15 protein-coding genes are annotated in these 19,114 nt (G+C 62.6%); 6 read left to right on the top strand and 9 right to left on the bottom strand.

Features of this window, described 5'->3' with window-relative positions:
- Positions 1–62 precede the first annotated feature (62 nt).
- The 4 genes from gndA to RHP72_RS14955 all read right to left on the bottom strand — a co-directional run bounded on the left by gndA (position 63) and on the right by RHP72_RS14955 (position 5,389).
- Positions 63–1,520: an NADP-dependent phosphogluconate dehydrogenase gene (gene gndA / locus RHP72_RS14940; protein WP_007730904.1), complete on the bottom strand. Its 1,458-nt coding sequence runs from the start codon at positions 1,518–1,520 to the stop codon at positions 63–65.
- Between the two features lie 217 nt (positions 1,521–1,737).
- The gene (locus RHP72_RS14945) at positions 1,738–3,735 is read right to left on the bottom strand and encodes a DEAD/DEAH box helicase (protein WP_218695023.1); all 1,998 of its coding nucleotides are present in this window, start codon (positions 3,733–3,735) and stop codon (positions 1,738–1,740) included.
- Between the two features lie 261 nt (positions 3,736–3,996).
- Positions 3,997–4,950, bottom strand: a complete 954-nt coding sequence (locus tag RHP72_RS14950) for a M56 family metallopeptidase (protein WP_003944922.1) — start codon at positions 4,948–4,950, stop codon at positions 3,997–3,999.
- Between the two features lie 25 nt (positions 4,951–4,975).
- Positions 4,976–5,389 carry a BlaI/MecI/CopY family transcriptional regulator gene (locus tag RHP72_RS14955; protein WP_003944876.1) on the bottom strand — a complete coding sequence of 138 codons (414 nt, stop codon included), beginning with the start codon at positions 5,387–5,389 and terminating at the stop codon, positions 4,976–4,978.
- 191 nt (positions 5,390–5,580) lie between these two features.
- Here RHP72_RS14955 and RHP72_RS14960 point away from each other — a divergent pair, with 191 nt between their 5' ends.
- Entirely contained in the window at positions 5,581–8,154 is a 2,574-nt protein-coding gene (locus RHP72_RS14960; RefSeq protein ID WP_042450926.1) for a bifunctional lysylphosphatidylglycerol flippase/synthetase MprF, read from the top strand.
- Positions 8,155–8,164: 10 nt separating this feature from the next.
- On the opposite strand, the gene RHP72_RS14965 is transcribed toward RHP72_RS14960, so the two are convergent.
- Genes RHP72_RS14965 through RHP72_RS14975 form a run of 3 tightly spaced genes read right to left on the bottom strand, consistent with a single transcriptional unit; the run spans position 8,165 to position 11,561 of the window.
- The gene (locus RHP72_RS14965; protein WP_003945031.1) at positions 8,165–9,016 is read right to left on the bottom strand and encodes an ABC transporter ATP-binding protein; all 852 of its coding nucleotides are present in this window, start codon (positions 9,014–9,016) and stop codon (positions 8,165–8,167) included.
- Positions 9,013–10,104: an iron chelate uptake ABC transporter family permease subunit gene (locus tag RHP72_RS14970; protein ID WP_003944960.1), complete on the bottom strand. Its 1,092-nt coding sequence runs from the start codon at positions 10,102–10,104 to the stop codon at positions 9,013–9,015. The genes RHP72_RS14965 and RHP72_RS14970 overlap by 4 nt, the downstream gene beginning before the upstream one ends.
- The gene (locus RHP72_RS14975; RefSeq protein ID WP_073512408.1) at positions 10,101–11,561 is read right to left on the bottom strand and encodes an iron ABC transporter permease; all 1,461 of its coding nucleotides are present in this window, start codon (positions 11,559–11,561) and stop codon (positions 10,101–10,103) included. The genes RHP72_RS14970 and RHP72_RS14975 overlap by 4 nt, the downstream gene beginning before the upstream one ends.
- Positions 11,562–11,763: 202 nt before the next feature.
- On the opposite strand from RHP72_RS14975, the gene RHP72_RS14980 reads away from it, so the two are divergent.
- On the top strand, positions 11,764–12,546 hold the full coding sequence (locus tag RHP72_RS14980; protein ID WP_003944809.1) for a hypothetical protein: 783 nt from the start codon (positions 11,764–11,766) through the stop codon (positions 12,544–12,546).
- 236 nt (positions 12,547–12,782) lie between these two features.
- Positions 12,783–13,211, top strand: coding sequence for a PaaI family thioesterase (locus RHP72_RS14985; protein ID WP_003945020.1), 429 nt, complete (start codon positions 12,783–12,785; stop codon positions 13,209–13,211).
- Positions 13,212–13,294: 83 nt separating this feature from the next.
- On the opposite strand, the gene RHP72_RS14990 is transcribed toward RHP72_RS14985, so the two are convergent.
- On the bottom strand, positions 13,295–14,710 hold the full coding sequence (locus RHP72_RS14990) for an NAD(P)/FAD-dependent oxidoreductase (protein ID WP_165639264.1): 1,416 nt from the start codon (positions 14,708–14,710) through the stop codon (positions 13,295–13,297).
- Positions 14,711–15,121: 411 nt separating this feature from the next.
- Here RHP72_RS14990 and RHP72_RS14995 point away from each other — a divergent pair, with 411 nt between their 5' ends.
- Positions 15,122–15,919 (top strand): metalloregulator ArsR/SmtB family transcription factor, encoded by a 798-nt coding sequence (locus tag RHP72_RS14995; RefSeq protein WP_080726673.1) that lies wholly within the window; start codon positions 15,122–15,124, stop codon positions 15,917–15,919.
- A gap of 451 nt (positions 15,920–16,370) precedes the next feature.
- Here the strand turns inward: RHP72_RS14995 and RHP72_RS15000 are convergent, their stop codons facing one another.
- On the bottom strand, positions 16,371–16,652 hold the full coding sequence (locus RHP72_RS15000) for a hypothetical protein (RefSeq protein ID WP_042450929.1): 282 nt from the start codon (positions 16,650–16,652) through the stop codon (positions 16,371–16,373).
- Between the two features lie 52 nt (positions 16,653–16,704).
- Here RHP72_RS15000 and RHP72_RS15005 point away from each other — a divergent pair, with 52 nt between their 5' ends.
- Both RHP72_RS15005 and RHP72_RS15010 read left to right on the top strand, forming a co-directional pair.
- On the top strand, positions 16,705–18,792 hold the full coding sequence (locus RHP72_RS15005) for a glycosyltransferase (protein ID WP_165639265.1): 2,088 nt from the start codon (positions 16,705–16,707) through the stop codon (positions 18,790–18,792).
- 46 nt (positions 18,793–18,838) lie between these two features.
- On the top strand, positions 18,839–19,111 hold the full coding sequence (locus RHP72_RS15010; RefSeq protein WP_007732082.1) for a PqqD family protein: 273 nt from the start codon (positions 18,839–18,841) through the stop codon (positions 19,109–19,111).
- Positions 19,112–19,114: the final 3 nt, after the last annotated feature.

Genomic DNA, 19,114 nt, shown 5'->3' on the forward strand with positions numbered 1-19,114 from the left:
TTGTCCAGGCTACCGGGTATCGGTAGACGCAGATGACCGCATCTACCGATACCCGCTGTGAATCAGGCCTCGATTTCGCTGCGGTCACCGCTCCACAGTGTGTGGAACTTGCCCGGCTTGTCGATGCGCTCGTAGGTGTGCGCGCCGAAGAAGTCGCGCTGACCCTGAGTCAGGGCGGCCGGCAGACGCTCCGCGCGGAGACCGTCGTAGTACGACAGCGAGGACGCGAACGCAGGTACCGGAATGCCGAGCATCGTCGCGGTGGCGACCACGCGGCGCCAGCTGTCGATGCCTGCCTCGATGGCCTCGCGGAAGTACGGCGCCAGAATCAAACTCGGCAGGCTCGGATCGGCGTCGAACGCGTCCTTGATGCGGTTGAGGAACTGCGCACGGATGATGCAGCCACCGCGCCAGATCGTCGCCAGGTCGGCAGGCTTGAGGTTCCAGTCGTACTCGGCGCTGCCGGCAGCGATCTGATCGAAGCCCTGCGCGTACGCCACGATCTTCGACGCGTACAGCGCGGCCTGGATGTCGGCGGCAAACTGCTCGGCGTCAGCAGGCTTGTCGCCGAGAGAGCCGGCAGCCAGACCCTGCGCCTGAGCTGCGGCGCGCTGATTGCGGCTACCGGACAGTGCGCGAGCAAACACGGCCTCGGCGATGCCGGTGACCGGCACGCCCAGATCCAGAGCGGACTTGACCGTCCAGCGGCCCGTGCCCTTCTGCTCGGCAGCGTCGACGATGACGTCGACCAAAGGCTTGCCGGTCTCGGCGTCGACCTGGCGGAGCACCTCGGCGGTGATCTCGATCAGGTAGGACTCGAGGGTGCCCTTGTTCCACTCGGTGAAGACGTCGGCAACCTGACCGGCGTCGTAGCCCAGAGCGTCGCGGAAGAGGTTGTACGCCTCGCCGATGAGCTGCATGTCGGCGTACTCGATGCCGTTGTGCACCATCTTGACGAAGTGACCGCTGCCGTCGGGGCCGATGTGCGTGCAGCACGGGGTGCCGTCGACGTGAGCGGAGATGGACTCGAGAAGCGGGCCGAGAGCCTCGTAGGACTCCTTCGGGCCGCCCGGCATGATCGACGGACCGTTGAGTGCGCCTTCTTCGCCACCGGAGATACCGGCGCCGACGAAGTGCAGTCCGCGGGCGCGGATCGCCGCTTCACGACGGATCGTGTCGGTGTAGAGCGAGTTGCCACCGTCGATGATGATGTCGCCGGGCTCCATGGCGTTTGCGAGCTCTTCGATGACAGCATCGGTCGGGGCGCCGGCCTTGACCATGATCAGGACGCGTCGCGGCTTCTGAAGTGCGGCAACAAACTCCTCGACGGTCTCGGTGCGCACGAAATCGCCCTCGGAACCATGCTCGGCGATCAGGGCATCGGTCTTCGCGATGCTGCGGTTGTGCAGGGCAACGGTGTGACCGTGGCGGGCGAAATTGCGGGCAATATTCGAACCCATGACGGCCAGGCCGGTGACGCCGATCTGAGCTCGGGGTGATTCGGTGCTAGTGGTTGACATGCTTACAGCTTTCCCTCTCGGTCCGCGGCTGTGAAATCCTGCGCTGTGCGCAGCCGAAAACGGTGCGGCCGCGACGCGCGTGAACATCAGACCGTGCATACAAAACACGGATGCAGATCACTTTAATTGCAGTGACCTGCATCCGTCTCGATACAGCTTCCGGCACAGCCGGAAGGTTCTCAGTGTTCAGTTGTCGAGCCGCAGCTCAGCGCAGGTATTACCGCTGATCGCGCTTCGGGCCGTCGAATCCGTCATAGCTACGACGGTCGGTGCGGCTGCGGAAGCCGCCACCGCTGGTCGAGGCTGCACGGTTGTCGCCGCCTTCGCGGTTTCCCTGGTATCCACCGGAGGAGCGGTTGCCCTGGTAGCCGGTCGAGGGGCGGCTGTCGCGATCGCCGTACGAGCGGTTGTTGTCGCGGTTGCCCTGGTATCCACCACCGGACGAGCGGTTGCCCTGGTATCCGCCGCGGCTCTCGCCGTCGCGGCTTCCCTGGTATCCGCCCGAAGAGCGGTTGCCCTGGTAACCCGTCGACGGGCGGCTGTCGCGGTCTCCGTAGGACGGACGGCTGTCACGGTTGCCCTGGTAACCACCGCTGGAGCGATCACCCTGGTATCCACCACCGGACGAGCGGTTGCCCTGGTATCCGCCGCGGCTCTCGCCGTCGCGGTTGCCCTGGTAGCCACCCGAGGAGCGGTTTCCTTGGTATCCGGTCGAGGGGCGGCTGTCGCGGTTGCCCTGGTAACCACCACTGGAGCGATCACCCTGGTATCCGCCGCGGCTCTCGCCGTCGCGGTTGCCCTGGTAACCACCGCTGGAGCGATCACCCTGGTATCCACCCGAAGAACGATTGCCCTGGTATCCACCGGACGAGCGGTTGCCCTGGTAGCCGCCACGGCTTCCACCACGATCACCGAAGGAACGCTCGCCACGAGAAGAGCTCTCGCGCAACGGTTCTCCGGTCGGCTTCTTGGCGCCGGTGATGCGAGCAAGTTCAGCAGAACCCGGGGTGACGGCAACGGCTGCGGCATTGACGCCGGCCATACCGGTCAGACGCTTGAACTGACGCTTCTGGTTGGGCAGCACGATGGCGACAACGGTGCCCTTCTCGCCGGCGCGAGCGGTACGACCAGCGCGGTGCAGGTAGTCCTTGTGGTCGGCCGGGGGATCGACGTGAACGACGAGGTCGATGCCGTCGACGTGGATGCCGCGTGCTGCGACGTCCGTTGCGACGAGGACCGGGGTGCGGCCGTTCTTGAAACGCTCGAGGACGCGGGTGCGCTGGTTCTGTGCCTTGCCGCCGTGAAGCGACTCGGCAGCGATGCCGACTGCGCGGAGGCGGTCGGTGATTCCCTCGCAACCGAGCTTGGTGCGGGCGAACATGATGGTGCGTCCGTCGCGGGCACCGATCTCGGCGAGAACGGAATCCTTCTGTCCACGATCGACGAGGAGAACGTAGTGCTCCATCGTGTCGACGCTTGCGCGGCCGTCTTCGGTGGAGTGGGTGACGTGGTTGGCCAGGAACTGACGAACCAGCGACTGGACCTCACGGTCGAGGGTTGCCGAGAACAGCAGACGCTGTCCGTCTGCGGGGGTCTCACCGAGGATCGAGCGAACCTCGGGCAGAAAGCCCATGTCCGCCATCTGATCGGCTTCGTCGAGTGCGGTGATTTCCACCGAGTCGAGGATGCAGGTGCCCTGACGCAGGTGGTCGCCGAGACGACCCGGCGTTGCGACGAGGACGTCTACGCCGCGGCGAAGCTGATCGACCTGCTTGGCGAACGGCGTTCCACCGACAGCGGGGCGAACCGTGAGTCCGAGTGCTCCGGCGTAGGAGTTGAGGGAGTCGACCACCTGGAAAGCAAGCTCACGGGTGGGGACGAGCACGAGTGCGCGGGGACGCTTGGCGGCCGGGCGATCTTCGTGGCGTGAGAGGCGGGTCAGCATCGGCAGGCCGAAGGCGAGGGTCTTGCCCGATCCGGTCTGTGCGCGGCCGAGAACGTTGGTTCCGGCGAGCGCGTCCGGGATGGACTGCGCCTGGATGGGGGACGGGACGGTGATGGAGTTGCGCGCCAATGCGGCAACAAGCTGCTCGGGCAGGCCGATCTCGGCGAAGGTGATACCCGGCTCGGTGGCGACTGCTTCTTCGGCAGCGGGGGTGTTGACGGTGGGGTCTTCGATGTTCTCGGAAGACGACATTTGGACAGCGTTGGTCACGCGGAAACCTCTCCGGACTACGGGCACGTCGCGGAGCGGAAGAAGCCATGCTGAAATACACGACACAGTTCGCAAAGGGACGAGCCAGGGCACATGTCACCTGGCAATCCGAACGCATACTGCGGGGAATTGGGCTGTGTGCCGTTATATGTTGACGGACCACGATGGTGGCCGTGATCCACTCTACGCCACCGGGGACACCGAAGTCAGGTAGCCCCGCCTGTGACCTGCACTACTACACGGGGTTACGCAGGTCAAGACTCAGTATGCGTTGAAAAGCAGTCGAAGTTCGGTGAGCCAGGGCACAGCCACCGCAACCGTGGGAACAACGAGAATCGCGACCGCCCCGAGATACGCAAAAACTGCGATGCGGGGATCTGCGTCGTCGGCCGAGAGGCGTTGCACTCGGATGAGCGTCGACGGCCCGCCCGCTGCCATTGCCCCGCGGGGTGCCGTCGATCCGGCACACGCGACAAGCGCCCGCGCGAGGGGAGTGGGACCGGTAGCCCGCACGGCTGAATCGTCGGCGAGCAACTCCACCAGTAGCTGCACCGATCCCAGGGCCGACTTGCTACGAACGAAACGGGGGAACGCGTGGTTGACGGCAGTGAAAGCCTCGAGGACCAGATCGTGACGAGCTCGCAGGTGGGAACGCTCGTGCGTCAGGATGGCTTTGACCTCGGCATGATCGAGGTTCTGCAGAGTGCCTTGACTGAGAACCACGCGTTGACGCAGACCTGGCAGGCAGTATGCGATCGGTTCGTCGACGTCCAGTACCCGCAGATCGGGTGTGCGTTCCACTGACGCAGGCATGGCGCAGTCGTCGAGAAGGTCCACCAACACACGGTGACGTGCACGGCGACGTCGGGTTCTCACAGCGACCTGGATGATCGAGAAGATCAGCTTCGCGCCGATCAGGAGCGTCAGGGCAAAAACAACCACGTACAGAATCCACAGCGGGAGCCCAAGTGCATCGATTTCGGCGGTCGGGGCCGTCGTCGGCCTACCGTCAGCGCCGGGAACGAGCAGCTGGCTGGCAATGGCCAGCCCCGAGCTGAATGCCGACAACACCGCAGCAATTGCGACGGCTTGCCACAGAACCAACGCCGCGCGTGGAGCGCGGTAAGGCCACGTGGAGCGGCTCAGGAGTGCGGGAACCGGACCGGCCAGCAACAAGGCAAGCAGTCCGAAAACCAGTGCAGTAGTGGCGTTCATGTCCTACACATCATGCACGACGAAATCAGTTCGGCCTAGAAATTCCGGGCTGCGCAGCCTTTTTCGCGGACTCGCGCACCTCGAGGGCAGCGAGCGCCTCGCGGAGAGCATCGGCTTCGTCAGCATTGACCTGTCCCACGAAGTGGACGAGCGCCGCAGCGCGACCGCCGGACTCCGGAGCCTGGGCCAGCGCGTCGACCATCAGACTCGCGACCAGTTCTTCGCGCTTGTTGACGGGAAGATAGCGATGTGCGCGATCGTCACGCTGCTGAATCACCAGATGCTTCTTCGCCAGGCGCTGCAGAACGGTCATCACCGTCGTGTACGCCAATTCGCGATGCGTCGCGAGTGCTTCATGCACCTGTCGCACAGTTTGCGGTTCCGATGTGGACCACAAATGATCCATCACCGCGCGTTCGAGTTCACCTAGACCTGCCATTCTTCGATTCTACGGACTTCCACGACGAAATACGTACTACTGGTAGTAGTAACCACCTCGGTGGGGGTGTGGTATTGGCCATAGTGATCTGCGTGACGGTTACGGTGGTGTGAGACGACGAAAGTCCCGACAATGACGATGCCCGATAATTGCAAGCCAACAGTCGATCCGCAGAAAGTAGCCGCACGTAGATGACGATCGACAGTTCGCCGGGCACCGAAGAATCGACATCACGGGCGCGGGTAGTCACGCAGAAAGCTGCCGGCATCATCCGTTTCGGCATTCGCGACGCACCGTTGACGGTCGTTCTACTTCTCACCATGTGGATCGTGGGTGCCGCAACCGGCAGCCTCGTTCACGGACCGTCCCGCGATCTCGAGCACACGATCGGTGCCGGAATGGGCTCGATCCAGCACGGCCGCATCTGGACTCCGCTCACGTCCGTGCTGTGGGCAGGAAACCTGCTCGGGTACCTCGGCGCGACCGTGCTCCTGATCGCAGTCGCCGCACCCCTCGAACGCCGAATGGGAACGATCAAGCTTGCGATCGCCGGCGCAAGCACTCAAATCTTGGGAGTCCTGCTCGGGCTCGGCTGGGCGTCGTTTGCGAAGGTGTTCGATTCCAGTTGGGGATTCCGCCTCCACGTGGGCTCCGCGGTCGGAGCCAGTGCATGGATCGTCGGCGCTGCGATGGCCGCCAGCTCGAACATGGGCACCCTGTGGCGCCGTCGCATTCGCGTCGGAACTTTGGCGTTGACGATCACTTTGGCCTTGTTCAGTGGTCAGCTGCAAGACGTCATCCGATTCTTTGCCGCTGTGGTGGGTTTGGTGATCGGTCAGTGGATCGTCGGACGATCGGCGCGCGGTGAGCGCATCGCCGGGACACAGCGAGAGGGTCGCGTCCTGGTCGCCATCGTCGTCGCGGCGAGTGCGATCGGCCCGATGATCGCCGCATTGTCCCCGCAGGCGGTCGGCCCACTCGCGGTCCTCCGTGACCTCTTCCGCGGAGTTCCCTGGACTGTCGCCGAGGTTCGAGAACTGTGCGAGGAGTCCTCGTCGGATCCGGACTGCCGACGAGGACTCCTCGAGCTCAGACTCTCCGGTATCGGCCCGACTCTGCTCTCGCTGATGCCGTCGATCTTCGTTCTCGTGTTGAGTGACGGGCTCCGTCGTGGCCGCAGATTCGCCTGGATTGCGACAGTGTGTGCTCAGGTAGTCCTACTCGTCCTCTCGATCGGGAACTTCGTCATCAGGTTCGTCGACGCCGTCGACAGTGACAGCTTGTTCTACGGAATCAGCGATCCGAACGTGTACCGAACTCTGGTGCCGTTCCTGACACCGCTCTTCGTACTGATCCTGCTGATCGCGACACGTCGATACTTCGACGTCGCGGCCCCGGCCAAGACATACCGACGTCTCGGTGCTGCGATCGTGACCTTGCTCGCGGTCCTCGCCGTGATCTACGTCGGCGGCGGAATGCTCGCCAGGCACGGGTTCGATCGCGAGCCAACCGTAACGATGTTGCTCGCGGACTTCCCTCAGCGCCTTGTACCGCCCGTGTACCTGCAGTTGATCGATCCGCGTCTGCTTCCCGTGGACATCGAGTCGACGTTGCTCTTCGAGTGGACCGGCGTCGTGTTCTGGGGCGTCGCCGCCGTGTTGGTGTTCGTGAGTTTCCTCAAGCCGGTCAAGACCGCCGATCCCAAAGCCGCCGAACGAGCGCGATCCATGTTGATCGCCGGTACCGGCAGCCCGTTGTCCTGGATGACGACGTGGAAGGGAAACACATACTGGTTCAGCGCGGACGGTTCGAGTTACGTCGCGTATCGCGTCATCGCCGGTGTTGCTCTCACAACCGGTGATCCGGTCGGTCCTCCAGATCGCATGCGCACGGCGATCGAGGAGTTTGCCGAGTTCGCGTCGTCGAACGGTTGGATTCCCTGCTTCTATTCAGTGACCGACGACGCCCGAAGCATCACTGATTCCATGGGCTGGAGCGGCCTGCAGGTCGCCGAGGAAACCGTGCTCGACCTCGGACAGGTCGCGTTCACAGGAAAGCGGTTCCAGGATGTGCGAACAGCACTGAACCGGGCGAAGAAGTCCGGGATCACGGCCGAGTGGATTTCCTTCCCTCATGCACCTCTCGCGATCAAGGATCAGATAGTTGCGATCTCGGAGGAATGGGTGGCGGACAAGGGGATGCCCGAGATGGGATTCACCCTCGGCGGACTCGACGAGGTCGACGACGAACAAGTGCGGTGCCTGATCGCCGTCGACGAGGATCGCACCGTGCACGGTGTCACGTCGTGGCTACCGGTGTACCGCGACGGCAAAGTCGTCGGGTGGACACTCGACTTCATGAGGCGACGCTCCGAAGGATTCCGTCCCGCGATGGAGTTCCTCATCGCCTCCGCTGCACTGAAATTGGAGGAGGAGGGCGTCGAGTTCCTCAGTCTGTCCGGTGCACCGTTGGCAACAATCGCCGGTGACTCCGAGAGGAATGCGAACGAACCGGAGGCCACGACTTTCTCGGCGATGATGGACAGCGTGCTCGACCTACTCGGTCGCACCCTGGAACCGGTGTACGGATTTCGTTCGCTGTTGGCCTTCAAATCGAAGTTCCAGCCTCGGTACGTGCCGATGCACATGACTTTCGCCGATCCAGCCGCGTTGCCGAGCATCGGGAACGCGGTCGGACGGGCGTACCTGCCGACCGTGACGATCGGTCAAGGATTCAAACTTGTTCGGACGATTCTGGGTCGCTGATTCGCGATCGTCACGCAGGCTTTGCCGGCCCGCCGACGGCGCCGAACACGTGCCGGGTACCGATCGGAACGATCAGCGGCCGATCCGAGACAGGATCGTCGATGACCGCAGCTTCGAGACCGAACACCTCGAGCAGAAGTTCCGCGGAAATGATGTCCTTGGGGACACCAGAAGCGACGACGGCGCCGTCGCGCATCACGATCAGATGATCGCTGTATCTGACCGCGAGATTGAGGTCGTGCAGCACCATCACCACGGTGCGCCCCATTTCCTCGTGGAGTTGATCCACCAGGTCGAGGACTTCCATCGAGTGCGCGAGGTCCAGATAGGTAGTCGGTTCGTCGAGAAGCAGAATGTCGGTTCCCTGGGCGAGAGCCATCGAGATCCAGGCTCGCTGGCGCTGACCGCCGGACAATTGATCGACGGGTCGATCGGCGAGATCCGAGACACCGGTCAGCTCCAGCGCTTCGGCGACCTCGCCCTCGTCGTCCGCGGACCACTGCCTGATCCACGACTGGTGCGGGTGGCGCCCACGTGAGACCAGATCGGCGACCGTGAGTCCTTCGGGCGCAACCGGAGTCTGGGGGAGCATTCCGAGCACCCGTGCGACTTCCTTGGTCTTCATCGAACTGATCGCCTTGCCGTCCAGGACAACCGATCCGCCCTTGGGCTTGAGCAGACGACCGAGCGCACGCAGGAGCGTCGACTTGCCGCAACCGTTGGGGCCGATGACCGTCGTGATCACGCCGGTGGGGATCTCGAGATCGAGTCCGTCGACGATGATGCGGTCCCCGTACCCGAGCGTCAGGTTCTTGGCGACGAGACGCGAAGGAGTATCGGTGGACTGGGCGATGGTGGTCATGCTGTGACCTTCCGATTGTTACGAACCAACAGGTAGAGCAGGAACGGACCACCAAGTGCGGAAGTCACGATTCCGACGGGGAGTTCCACAGGCAGAATTGTTCGAGCGATGACGTCGCTGCCGACCACCAGTACAGCACCGGTCAGCGCGGACGCCACGATGGGCGGGCCGGCAGAGCGCACCAGACGCATAGCGACCTGTGGCGCAGCCAGGGCGACAAAGCCGACCGGACCTGCTGCGGCGGTTGCGATGGCGGCCAGCGCCACGGCGGAGAGCAACAGTTTGGCCTGCGATGATTGCAAGCGAACACCGAGAGAGGTGGCGTTGTCGTCGCCCAACCGCAGCGCTCCCATGGTGAACGAAGCGATCACCGCGTAGCCGCCGACTACCGCGACAGCGATGGCTACCGGCCACATCTGATTCCAGGTGGCACCGTTGAGCGAACCGTTGAGCCACACCTGTGCGCGGGAAGCATCGTTGATGTCCGCCGAGATGAGAAGCCATCCCGTCGCTGCCACGAGCATGGCGTTGATGCCGATGCCGATCAGGATGAGGCGGAACCCCTCGACGCCCTTGCGCCACGCCAAGGCGTAGATCACCACTGCTGTCAGTAGGCCGCCGCAGAGTGCAGCCAACGGAATCCCCAGTGTGGCAAGCAGTCCCACGAACGAGCCACCCCCGCCGAGTACGATGAGTGCCACTGCGGCGGCACTCGATCCAGCCGTGATTCCGAGGATGTCGGGGCTGGCGAGGGCGTTGCGAGCGATCGTCTGGGTGACCGCACCGGCAATGCCGAGTGCCATACCGATGAAGAGCGCGGTGAGCGACCGAGGAAGTCGAAGGTCGAAGACGATCAGGTTCTGTGTCTTGCTGCCATTGCCGAGCAGGACCGAAATGACATCGGGGATCGAGATCGGATAGTCGCCCCGTCCGATGTTGATGCAGAGCAGAAGGAAGAGTGCGACCGCGAGCGCAATGCACACCGACACCGCGAGTGGACGGTAGACCAGCGAGAATCCACCGATACGAATCGACTTACGTGAGGGGACGGTCCGGGGGAGTACCCGGAGTTCTTGCTTGAGCGTCACAGACTTGCCAACTTCCTGCGGCGTACGAGAGCGATGAAGAACGGGGCGCCGAACAGGGCCAGGATGATTCCGACCTGCAACTCGCCGGGGCGCACGACTACGCGACCGATGATGTCCGCGGTGATCAGCATGACCGCACCGAGCAAGCCCGCGTACGGGACCAGCCAGCGGTAGTCGGGTCCGGTGATGGCCCGGGCCACGTGGGGGACCACCAATCCGATGAACGCGATAGGTCCACACGCTGCGGTCGCGGCGCCGGTCAGCAGGGTGATCGCGATGATGCCGAGTGTGCGACTGAACGCGATGTTCGTTCCCAACGCTTTTGCGACGTCTTCACCCAGGCTGAGGACATTGAGACCAGGCGTACTCGCCAGGGCGATGACCAAACCGAGTATCAGGAAGGGGAGGACCTGCCAGAGAACGTCGAACCCGCGACCGGACACCGACCCGACTACCCAGAAACGGTAGGCGTCCAGACTGGTCTGGTCGAGGATGATCACGGCATTGGTCATGGCTTGCAGGAAGAACGCGACGGCTGCGCCCGCCAGAGCCAAACTCAGAGGACTCGCGCCGCCGTTTCCGATGGAGGACAAGCCGAAGACGACGATGCTGGCGACGAACGATCCTGCAAACGCGAACCAGAGGTACTGACTCGGGGCGGTGAAGCCGAAGAGATAGATCGCCATGACTACGAAGAAAGCCGCGCCGGCGTTGAGGCCGAGTAGTCCGGCATCTGCCAACGGGTTACGCGTGTGTCCCTGAATCAGGGCGCCGGCGATACCGAGTGCGATGCCGACGACAAGACCCAGGATGGTCCGCGGAGCGCGCAATGTTCGCACGATGATGTCCGTCTGGGTGCCGTCCGAACTGAAGATGGCGTGGAAGATCTCGGCAAACGTCAGCGGACGTGCGCCCACCGCGATGCTCGCGAGCATGACGAGCGCGAGAAGAACCGTGAGCACCGCGAGACCGATCAGCCGGCGTCGACGAGTTGCCCCGACGCTGTTGTCGCGCGCGAGTTCCTCGAACCCTTCTTCGCGCGCCGTGCTTTCACGGACCACCTCGATACCGGTTCGATCGAACGGCCTGCGCAGAGCCCGGCGAACACCGATGGGCTGCTTTGTCTTCGCGTCACGCGTGACCAGACCTACCCATCCCTTTCCCGAGGTCCGGCCTGTGGCACCTTCGCGGAATCCCAGGTTCCACACGAGGAGACCAACGGCAATGGCTATTGCCGTCCCACCGAACACTGCGCGGTCGGCTTCGCCGCCACCGTTCTCGTCTCGGAGCGACTGAACGACGTACCAGCCGACGAGCAACGGAAGCAGGAACACCCCCGCGTCGAAAATCCCAGCTAGAACACGCATTCGGACAGGAGCCGGGCCGCGCGGCACTATGCGCCGTCCGTACGTCTCGCTGGGTCCTCGGGGATGTCCGTTCCCGAGCGGTTTGATCATCGTCACTGGCGGTTCGAGCTCCTGGTCTTTGTGCGCAGGGAATTCGCATCTTAGGTTACGGAACCCTATGTGGGTGTGCTCCCTGCGGGGCAAGTTCCTGTGAATATGCGGTGCCCAGCGTCACAGTTCTTTACTCTTGAATTATGGTGAGGCTAACCTACATTAAGAACCACAAGACAACTTCGGCCGATTGGAGTGCACGGTGACAATCACCTTGACCACCCAGCATGCGGATGTTCGTGAATTCGAACTCCGGTCGAACGCATTGAGCCGCACCAGCGTTCGCCTACGAGCACTCAACCCTGACTACCCGCGCGTCTACGCGGTTGCCGCCATGTCAGGTGAAGGCAAACGGCGTTGGTGGCAGTTGAGTGAAGGCTTGTGCGGGGATCGGGTGCATCAGATGTTCGCCCGCTCGCTCCAGGATCTCGACAGTGCCGAAGCTGCGGCGATACAGGTCGCAACATCACTGATTCACGCTGTGGTCGGCAGGGTTGCCGCATCGATCGTCTCCGAAGGTGCCGCTTGGGATCCAGGCCTCGAGAACCTGTTCATCCACATGGACAGCGACGGCGGTATCGACTGGGCCGGGGTGATCGACGAAACTCTGCGAGTTGCGCCGAACGGACGGGAGTCCGGCAGTGACGGCGTCGTCGACATGCCGTGCGAAGAAGCGCTCCTCGTCTGGACCGCGCACCGTTGCCTGACCTCGCTACGGGCGATCTACGACGCCGTCTCCAGGTGTGCGCCCGTCGACCAGTTCAGATTCTGGGGCTTGGTAGGGGAGTCGATCCTGGGCGCAGCGGCATATGTCCCCATCTTGGCCGGCGGGGGCGAATCAGCCGCTCAGCGCCGCGGGCAGGGGCTGCTGGACGCTTTTGTCGCCGCAGGGCTGCCCGTGCGTGCACGCCGCAAGGTCTCGCTGCGTCCTCGTTGGAACCAGTTCGACGAAGGGCTTGCTAAATTAGGTCAGCCTTGCCTATGATTGTGGAACACCACGCGGAGAGTTACACCCCGCGAGAGTGACGAAACTGCCGGACCGCGCCGGAGTCCTGAGGGCTGCAGAGACTCCCGGTCCTTCCCACGGCGGGTTTCACATCGAATGATGTGAAACCCGCCGGTTCTTTTTCCAGACCTGATTCCAAGCTCGAGTTACCTCTCGTGTAATCAGGTAGGGAGTGGCAGCCACACCGGCGCCAGAGAATCACAGATGGAGATGGCATGGTCGACACTGCTGAGACCGCAGAGATGATGAAACGGCTCGGAACGGGCTTCGACGCCACCATCGGCCTGGAATACACCGAACTGAGCCCAGATCGCGTGCGGGCGCAATGGACCGTCAAGCCCACGCTGCACCAGCCCGCCGGGATACAGCACGGGGGTGTGTACTGCTCGGTGGTGGAGTCTCTCGCCAGCGTCGGTGGCACCGTGTGGCTGGGCGAGCGAGGACACGTGGTCGGAGTCAACAACAACACCGACTTCCTGCGCGCAACGCGGGAGGGCACTCTCACCGCTGAAGCCACCCCGATTCATCGCGGACGCACCCAGCAACTCTGGGAAGTTCGCATCACCGACGAGAACGACCGACTCGTTTCCAAGGGACAGGTTCGCCTCGCGAACATCACCGAGGTGGCGAAGATCGGAAACTGACCACGCGGCAGTCGATCGAATGACGGAGGGCGGCTGCGGAGTTGAACTCCACAGCCGCCCTCCGCCGGTCACTCAGGTGTTGATCAGCCGGCGGCCTTCTGCTGCTTGTCGGCAGCCTTCTTGGCTTCGCCATTCGAAGCGCTGCCGGACTCCGTCGCTTCCTTGTTCTTCTTCTCCAACTCGCCCATCGCGTTTCGCGCGAAGACCTGCTGCTCGGTGGACGCCATCTGAGCACGGCCACGCCCGAAGAACGTCACCGCCCATGACAACAGCGTCGAGGCACGGGAACGGAATCCGACGAGGTAGAGGAGGTGAATTGCCAGCCAGGCAACCCACCCGATGAAGCCGCTGATCTCGAGCTTGCCCACCTTGGCTACCGCGCTGAAGCGCGAGATCGTTGCCATACTGCCCTTGTCGAAGTACTTGAACGGAACTCGTTCCGACGGGGACTTGCCGTCCAGTGACGCTTTGATCTGCTTGGCCGCGTACTTGCCACCCTGCATGGCAACCTGAGCCAATCCGGGCAGCTTGTCGAGCGACATCATGTCGCCGATGACAAAGACGTTGGGGTGCCCGGGCAGAGACAAGTCGGGATTGACCATGACGCGGCCGGCGCGGTCGGTTTCTCCGCCGCTCTGTTCTGCGAGCTGCTTGCCGAGGGGGCTGGCCTGCACGCCGGCGGACCACACCTTGCACTGCGACTCGATACGGCGAAGCGTGCCGTCCTTCTCCTTGATGATCAGACCGTCGTTGTCCACGTCGGTGACCATCGCGTCGAGCTGGATCTCGACGCCGAGCTTCTCGAGCGTCTCGGCAGCCTTGCGGCTGAGCTTCCCGCCGTACACGGGCAACACGGCAGGGGCGCCGTCGAGGAGCACGACGCGTGCTTCACGAGGATCGATCTTGCGGAACGCGCCGTCCAGCGTTCGACGGGAAAGCTCGGCGATCTGCCCGGCCAACTCCACGCCGGTGGGGCCGGCGCCGACAACGACGAAGGTGAGCAAGCGCGCACGCTCGGCGGGATCGTCCGACAGTTCGGCCTGTTCGAAGGCCCCAAGGATTCGTCCGCGCAGTTCGAGGGCGTCGTCGATCGTTTTCATTCCGGGGGCGAACTCCGCGAACTGGTCGTTGCCGAAGTACGACTGACCGGCACCGGCTGCCACGATCAGACTGTCGAACGGCGTAACAGTGACGCGTTCGAGCAGGCGCGAGGTCACGGTCTGATTCTCGAGATCAATGGTCTCGACCTCACCGAGCAGTACCTGTGCGTTCTTCTGCTTGCGCAGCACCAGTCTCGTGGCGGGAGCGATGTCACCGACCGAGAGGATGCCGGTCGCAACCTGATAGAGGAGCGGCTGAAACAGATGGTGGGTTGTACGCGCGATCATCGTGATGTCGGCATCGGCTTTTTTGAGAGCCTGAGTGCCGAACAATCCTCCGAAGCCGGAACCGATCACCACTACGCGGTGGCGGTGCGGTTCAACCGACTGGATGCTCATTCCGTACTCCTCGAGTTTTAGGCGACAGTCCTACGGTAGTCCCACCGCGGCCGAGCTTCTCTGCGAGCAGTCCGACGCGCGCCGGTGTGTCCGAATCGATCAAGCGGCCTCGAGGGTGATCACTCCCGAGGTGATCGGCTTGGCCGGACCCCGGGGTGATCACCACTTTGTCGAGGTGTCAGCTACTGGCGGACGGACAAGATGAACAGTGCGATGCACCCGCCGACGAAAACCAGGATCGACAGGGCCACCGAGGCATACCCGACACCCACTCCAATTGCTGCCCAGTCCATGTGCCCAACCTCTCTTACGGTGTAATCCGGGATTCAGATCACATCTGCCTAGAGACATCACACCTCATCTGTCCCAACTTTCGAAACCCGGCACGCCCAACCGTTGACATGCAAGTAAATGCTTGCATATTGTGAAGTTGTGAACGACCGGATGAATGCAGCCTTCAAAGCACTGGCCGATCCCACACGAAGGCTTCTCCTGGACCGCTTGTTCGTAGCCAACGGTCAGTCGCTCGGCGAGCTGTGCGACAGCCTCGACATGAGTCGGCAAGCTGTCACTCAACACCTCACCATGCTCGAGGACGCCAATCTGATCAGCACGGTCCGACAGGGGAGGGCGAAGCTTCACTATCTCAATCCCGTTGCGCTCGAGGAGATTCGAGAGCGGTGGATCAACAAGTTCGAGGTACCGCGCCTTCGTGCGCTCAGTACCGTCAAAAAAATCGCGGAGGAAGCCATGACCGACAAGCCCAGTTTTGTGTACGTCACCTACATTGCGAGCACGGCGGACAACGTCTGGAAAGCGCTCACCGACGCACAGGCCACCGCAGAGTATTGGGGACACAGCAACGTCTCCGACTGGCAGCCGGGATCGACCTGGGAGCACCGCCGGATCGACGGTTCGAACATTGCCGATGTAGTCGGCACCGTAGTCGAGAGCAACCCTCCGTCGAGGTTGGTCACCACCTGGGCTGATCCGAACGGCGAACCGGGCGTCGACATCTCTCGGGTGAGTTTCGACATCGAAGCCTTCGGCGCGATCGTGCGACTGACCGTCAAGCACACCGATTTGGCGGACGAATCGGCTCGCATGGAGGTGGCCGGTGGATGGTCGGCGGTGTTGTCGAACCTGAAGTCCTACCTCGAAACCGGAAGCACTCTTCCGGTGGCGCCGTGGGAGATGCCGGTCGGTTGACGGTTGTCGACCGGGACAAACGAGTCCCCTGAACAGGAGGAGATCGCCGTACGTTTGTCCGAACAGTCGGCCCAGTCCGGACTCAAATTCGCATAACCGTCAAATATCGGCGCGTTCAGTCTGTAAAGTTGCCAGAAGGATGCTAGCGTTTTGCCCGACATCGAGTGAGGACGACCTCGTCTCGGACGCATGGGAGAAACGCTATGGGCGGCGACGCTTTTCAGAATGTTCCAGTTGATCGACGCAAGTTCGTCAAGACAGTTCTAGCGGCCTCGGCGGTAACTGTGCCAGTCGTGACGTCGATCAGCCTCGGTGGTGCGGCGCCGGCCTTCGCAGCCGGTGACACGCCGAATCTTTCCGGAGCGCCAAGTCGTGGCCAGCAGAATCCGAATCAACCAGGCGGCGAGCAACCAGGCGGGAATCAACCCGGTGGTAATACTCCGGGAGGGAATCAGCCGGGCGGAAACGAGCCGGGCAATCCCGGATCATCGGGAAGTTCGGGATCGTCAGGAAGTTCGGGTAGTTCCGGGAGTTCGGGACCGTCCGGAAGTTCCACAGGTTCCGGATCAACCGGTAGCTCGTCAGGTTCGGGTGGAACGACGACCGCCAAACCCACCGGGCCGACAGCGCCGACGGAGCCGACCGTCCCGACTGTGCCAACCGTACCGACGGTGCCGACCACTCGCACCGAGCCGACCTTCCCGACCCCTCCGACCCAGCCGACAAATCCCACGGAACCTACGTAGCCGACACGACGCGACTGGTTCCGAGGGGGAACACCGACGATGACAGAGTTCGACGTCGCGCTACACCGCGCGCTGAAGAAGTTTCAGAGCGCGGGGTCAGTTCAGGTGAAGGAGACTCCGCCACACGGAGAACCGGCCGATCTGACTGTCGCGATCGCGACCTACGACGATTTCGACGGCGCGTACTTCACGATCCACTCGATCTTGGTCCATCATCGCGAGGTTCTGGACAGAGTCGAATTCGTCTTGTTGGACAACAACCCCGAGGGGTTGCCGGCGCCGATGCTCGAATCGTTTGCCGGTTACATCGATCGGTTCCGCTACATCCCGTTCACCGACGTTCGATCGACTGCGGTGCGGGACGTCCTGTTCCGCAAGGCCACCGGAAAGTATGTCCTTGTCCTCGACTCTCACGTGATCTTGGCACCGGGATCGTTGTCGGCGTTGCTGGCGTATTTCGATGCGGACCCGGAAACCGACGATTTGATCCAGGGACCGATGCTCTCCCAGGATTCCTCGCACATCGCGGCCACCCACATGGACCCCAAGTGGCGCAACGGGATGTTCGGCTCGTGGGGAGTTGATCCGCGAGCGAAGCAACACCCGGACGTGCCTTTCGAGATCGTCATGCAGGGCCTCGGCTCATTTGCCTGCAGGCGTGAGGCGTGGCCGGGATTGAACTCGCACTTCACCGGATTCGGAGGTGAAGAGGGGTACATCCACGAGAAGTTCCGGATCAACGGCGGCAAGGTCGTCTGCCTTCCGGCTTTCGGCTGGCACCATCGGTTCGAGCGCCCGGCAGGCGTCCCATATCGAATAAACTGGGAAGATCGTGTTCACAACTACCTGCTCGGTTGGACTGAGGTCGGTTGGGACATCGATTCACTCCATCGTCAGTTCTCCGAATACCTCGGTGATTCGTATCCCGAGATCCGTCTCCGTGCGGAGCTGAGCGTCCAGAAACCCGAGTTGGCCTTTGGTGGAGTGATCGTTCTCGGCGACGACGGCCGAGTCGCTCCGTGGCGTTCATGCCTGGCGGAGGCCGAGTCGATCGAACTGACCGTTCACCGTGCCATTCCGTCGCAGGACGACGCTCCGGATGTGTGGAGGACTGCGTCTGCGTTCGTCGCCGGAATCGACAAGGCCATTCTGTTGGCCTGGAAATCGGTAGTTTTTCTGGACGAGGCTCGCGTGATCGAACCCGCGGTTATGTACAAGCTACGGAACATCGTCGACGACCTCCCGGCCGAGGCCGATACGGCTGTCATCCACGCACACGGCGAAGATCTGGTCGGAGTTGCACTGATTGTTCGCGCGGCGACATACGGAACTTTGCGAGACGAACTCTCACGAAGGATCAACGGACCCGTGCCGTCCGACTTCTCACTGGCGGCTTATCTGCTCGAGCGAGGCGCAGTCGACGTTGTGCTCGATCGCCCACTGTCGCCTGTCCGCGTAGGGGGAGAACCCAACCCCGTTGTCGAGGATTCTGAGTCGGACCTCGGTGTTGCCGTCGTGAATCTCGATCTTGACATCGACAGATGGAAAGCATCCTGGCATAGATTCATTCGCTTACCGCGCGTAACAGCGGTGGAAAGAGTGTCGGCTTTCGAGGACGCGATGAATCAGGACGCGGCCTTTGCCGTCTCGTGGCGTCGTGCGCTCGCTCGGGCGACTGAGAAGGGCTGGGATTCGGTCCTCATCGCTGCTGACGACGTCAGTTTGCTGGATGCCGCCGCATCGATCCTTGGCCATGCCCGCGAAGAGTTGGATCACGGCGATTGGGATGTCGTCCACCTCGGACACGACCCGAAATCGAGGGACGGAGCTCTGCTCGACGGTTCGGCACTCTTGCGCACCAGTCCTGAGAACCGTGGAGTCCACGCCGTTCTCGTACATTCGCGCGCCTTCGAGCGAATTCTCGACGAGATTGCGGATCCGGAGTCAGATCCCGAAGCATTCGGACAATGGGCGGGTCACTACCGAACTCTGGGCGACTACCTGGTGGATGCGAGTGCCGGGGGAGCGCTCACGTGCCTGACGCTGTCGCCCGGCATCGCCTCCACACGCAGCCTGATTCGTTCGGGCGCAATCGAATCCGAATACTCACGACGCTTCGCACTGTGAGACCACCACCGAAACGAAATCGGATTCGCTGAATCAAGGAGATATCTTGACCGAACTACTCGAAGGTGTGAGACCGCAACGCTCTCAGACGGTGGAGAGCAACGATCTCACCGACGGTGTTGTGCTGTACGACAGCTCCAGCGAGGTTGCCCATCACCTCAACCCGGTCGCGACGTTGGTGTGGGAACTGTGTGACGGCCGGACCGTCAGCGAAATTGTCCAGGCCGTGGCAGAAGTGCTCGAGATCCCTGACGACGAGGCGAAGTCGGTAGTCAACGAGACGTACGGACAGCTGAGCACCTCTCGTCTGCTGGTGTGAGAA

Source organism: Rhodococcus sp. SG20037, assembly GCF_031763325.1.
In the GTDB taxonomy this organism is placed as follows: domain Bacteria; phylum Actinomycetota; class Actinomycetes; order Mycobacteriales; family Mycobacteriaceae; genus Rhodococcus_F; species Rhodococcus_F qingshengii.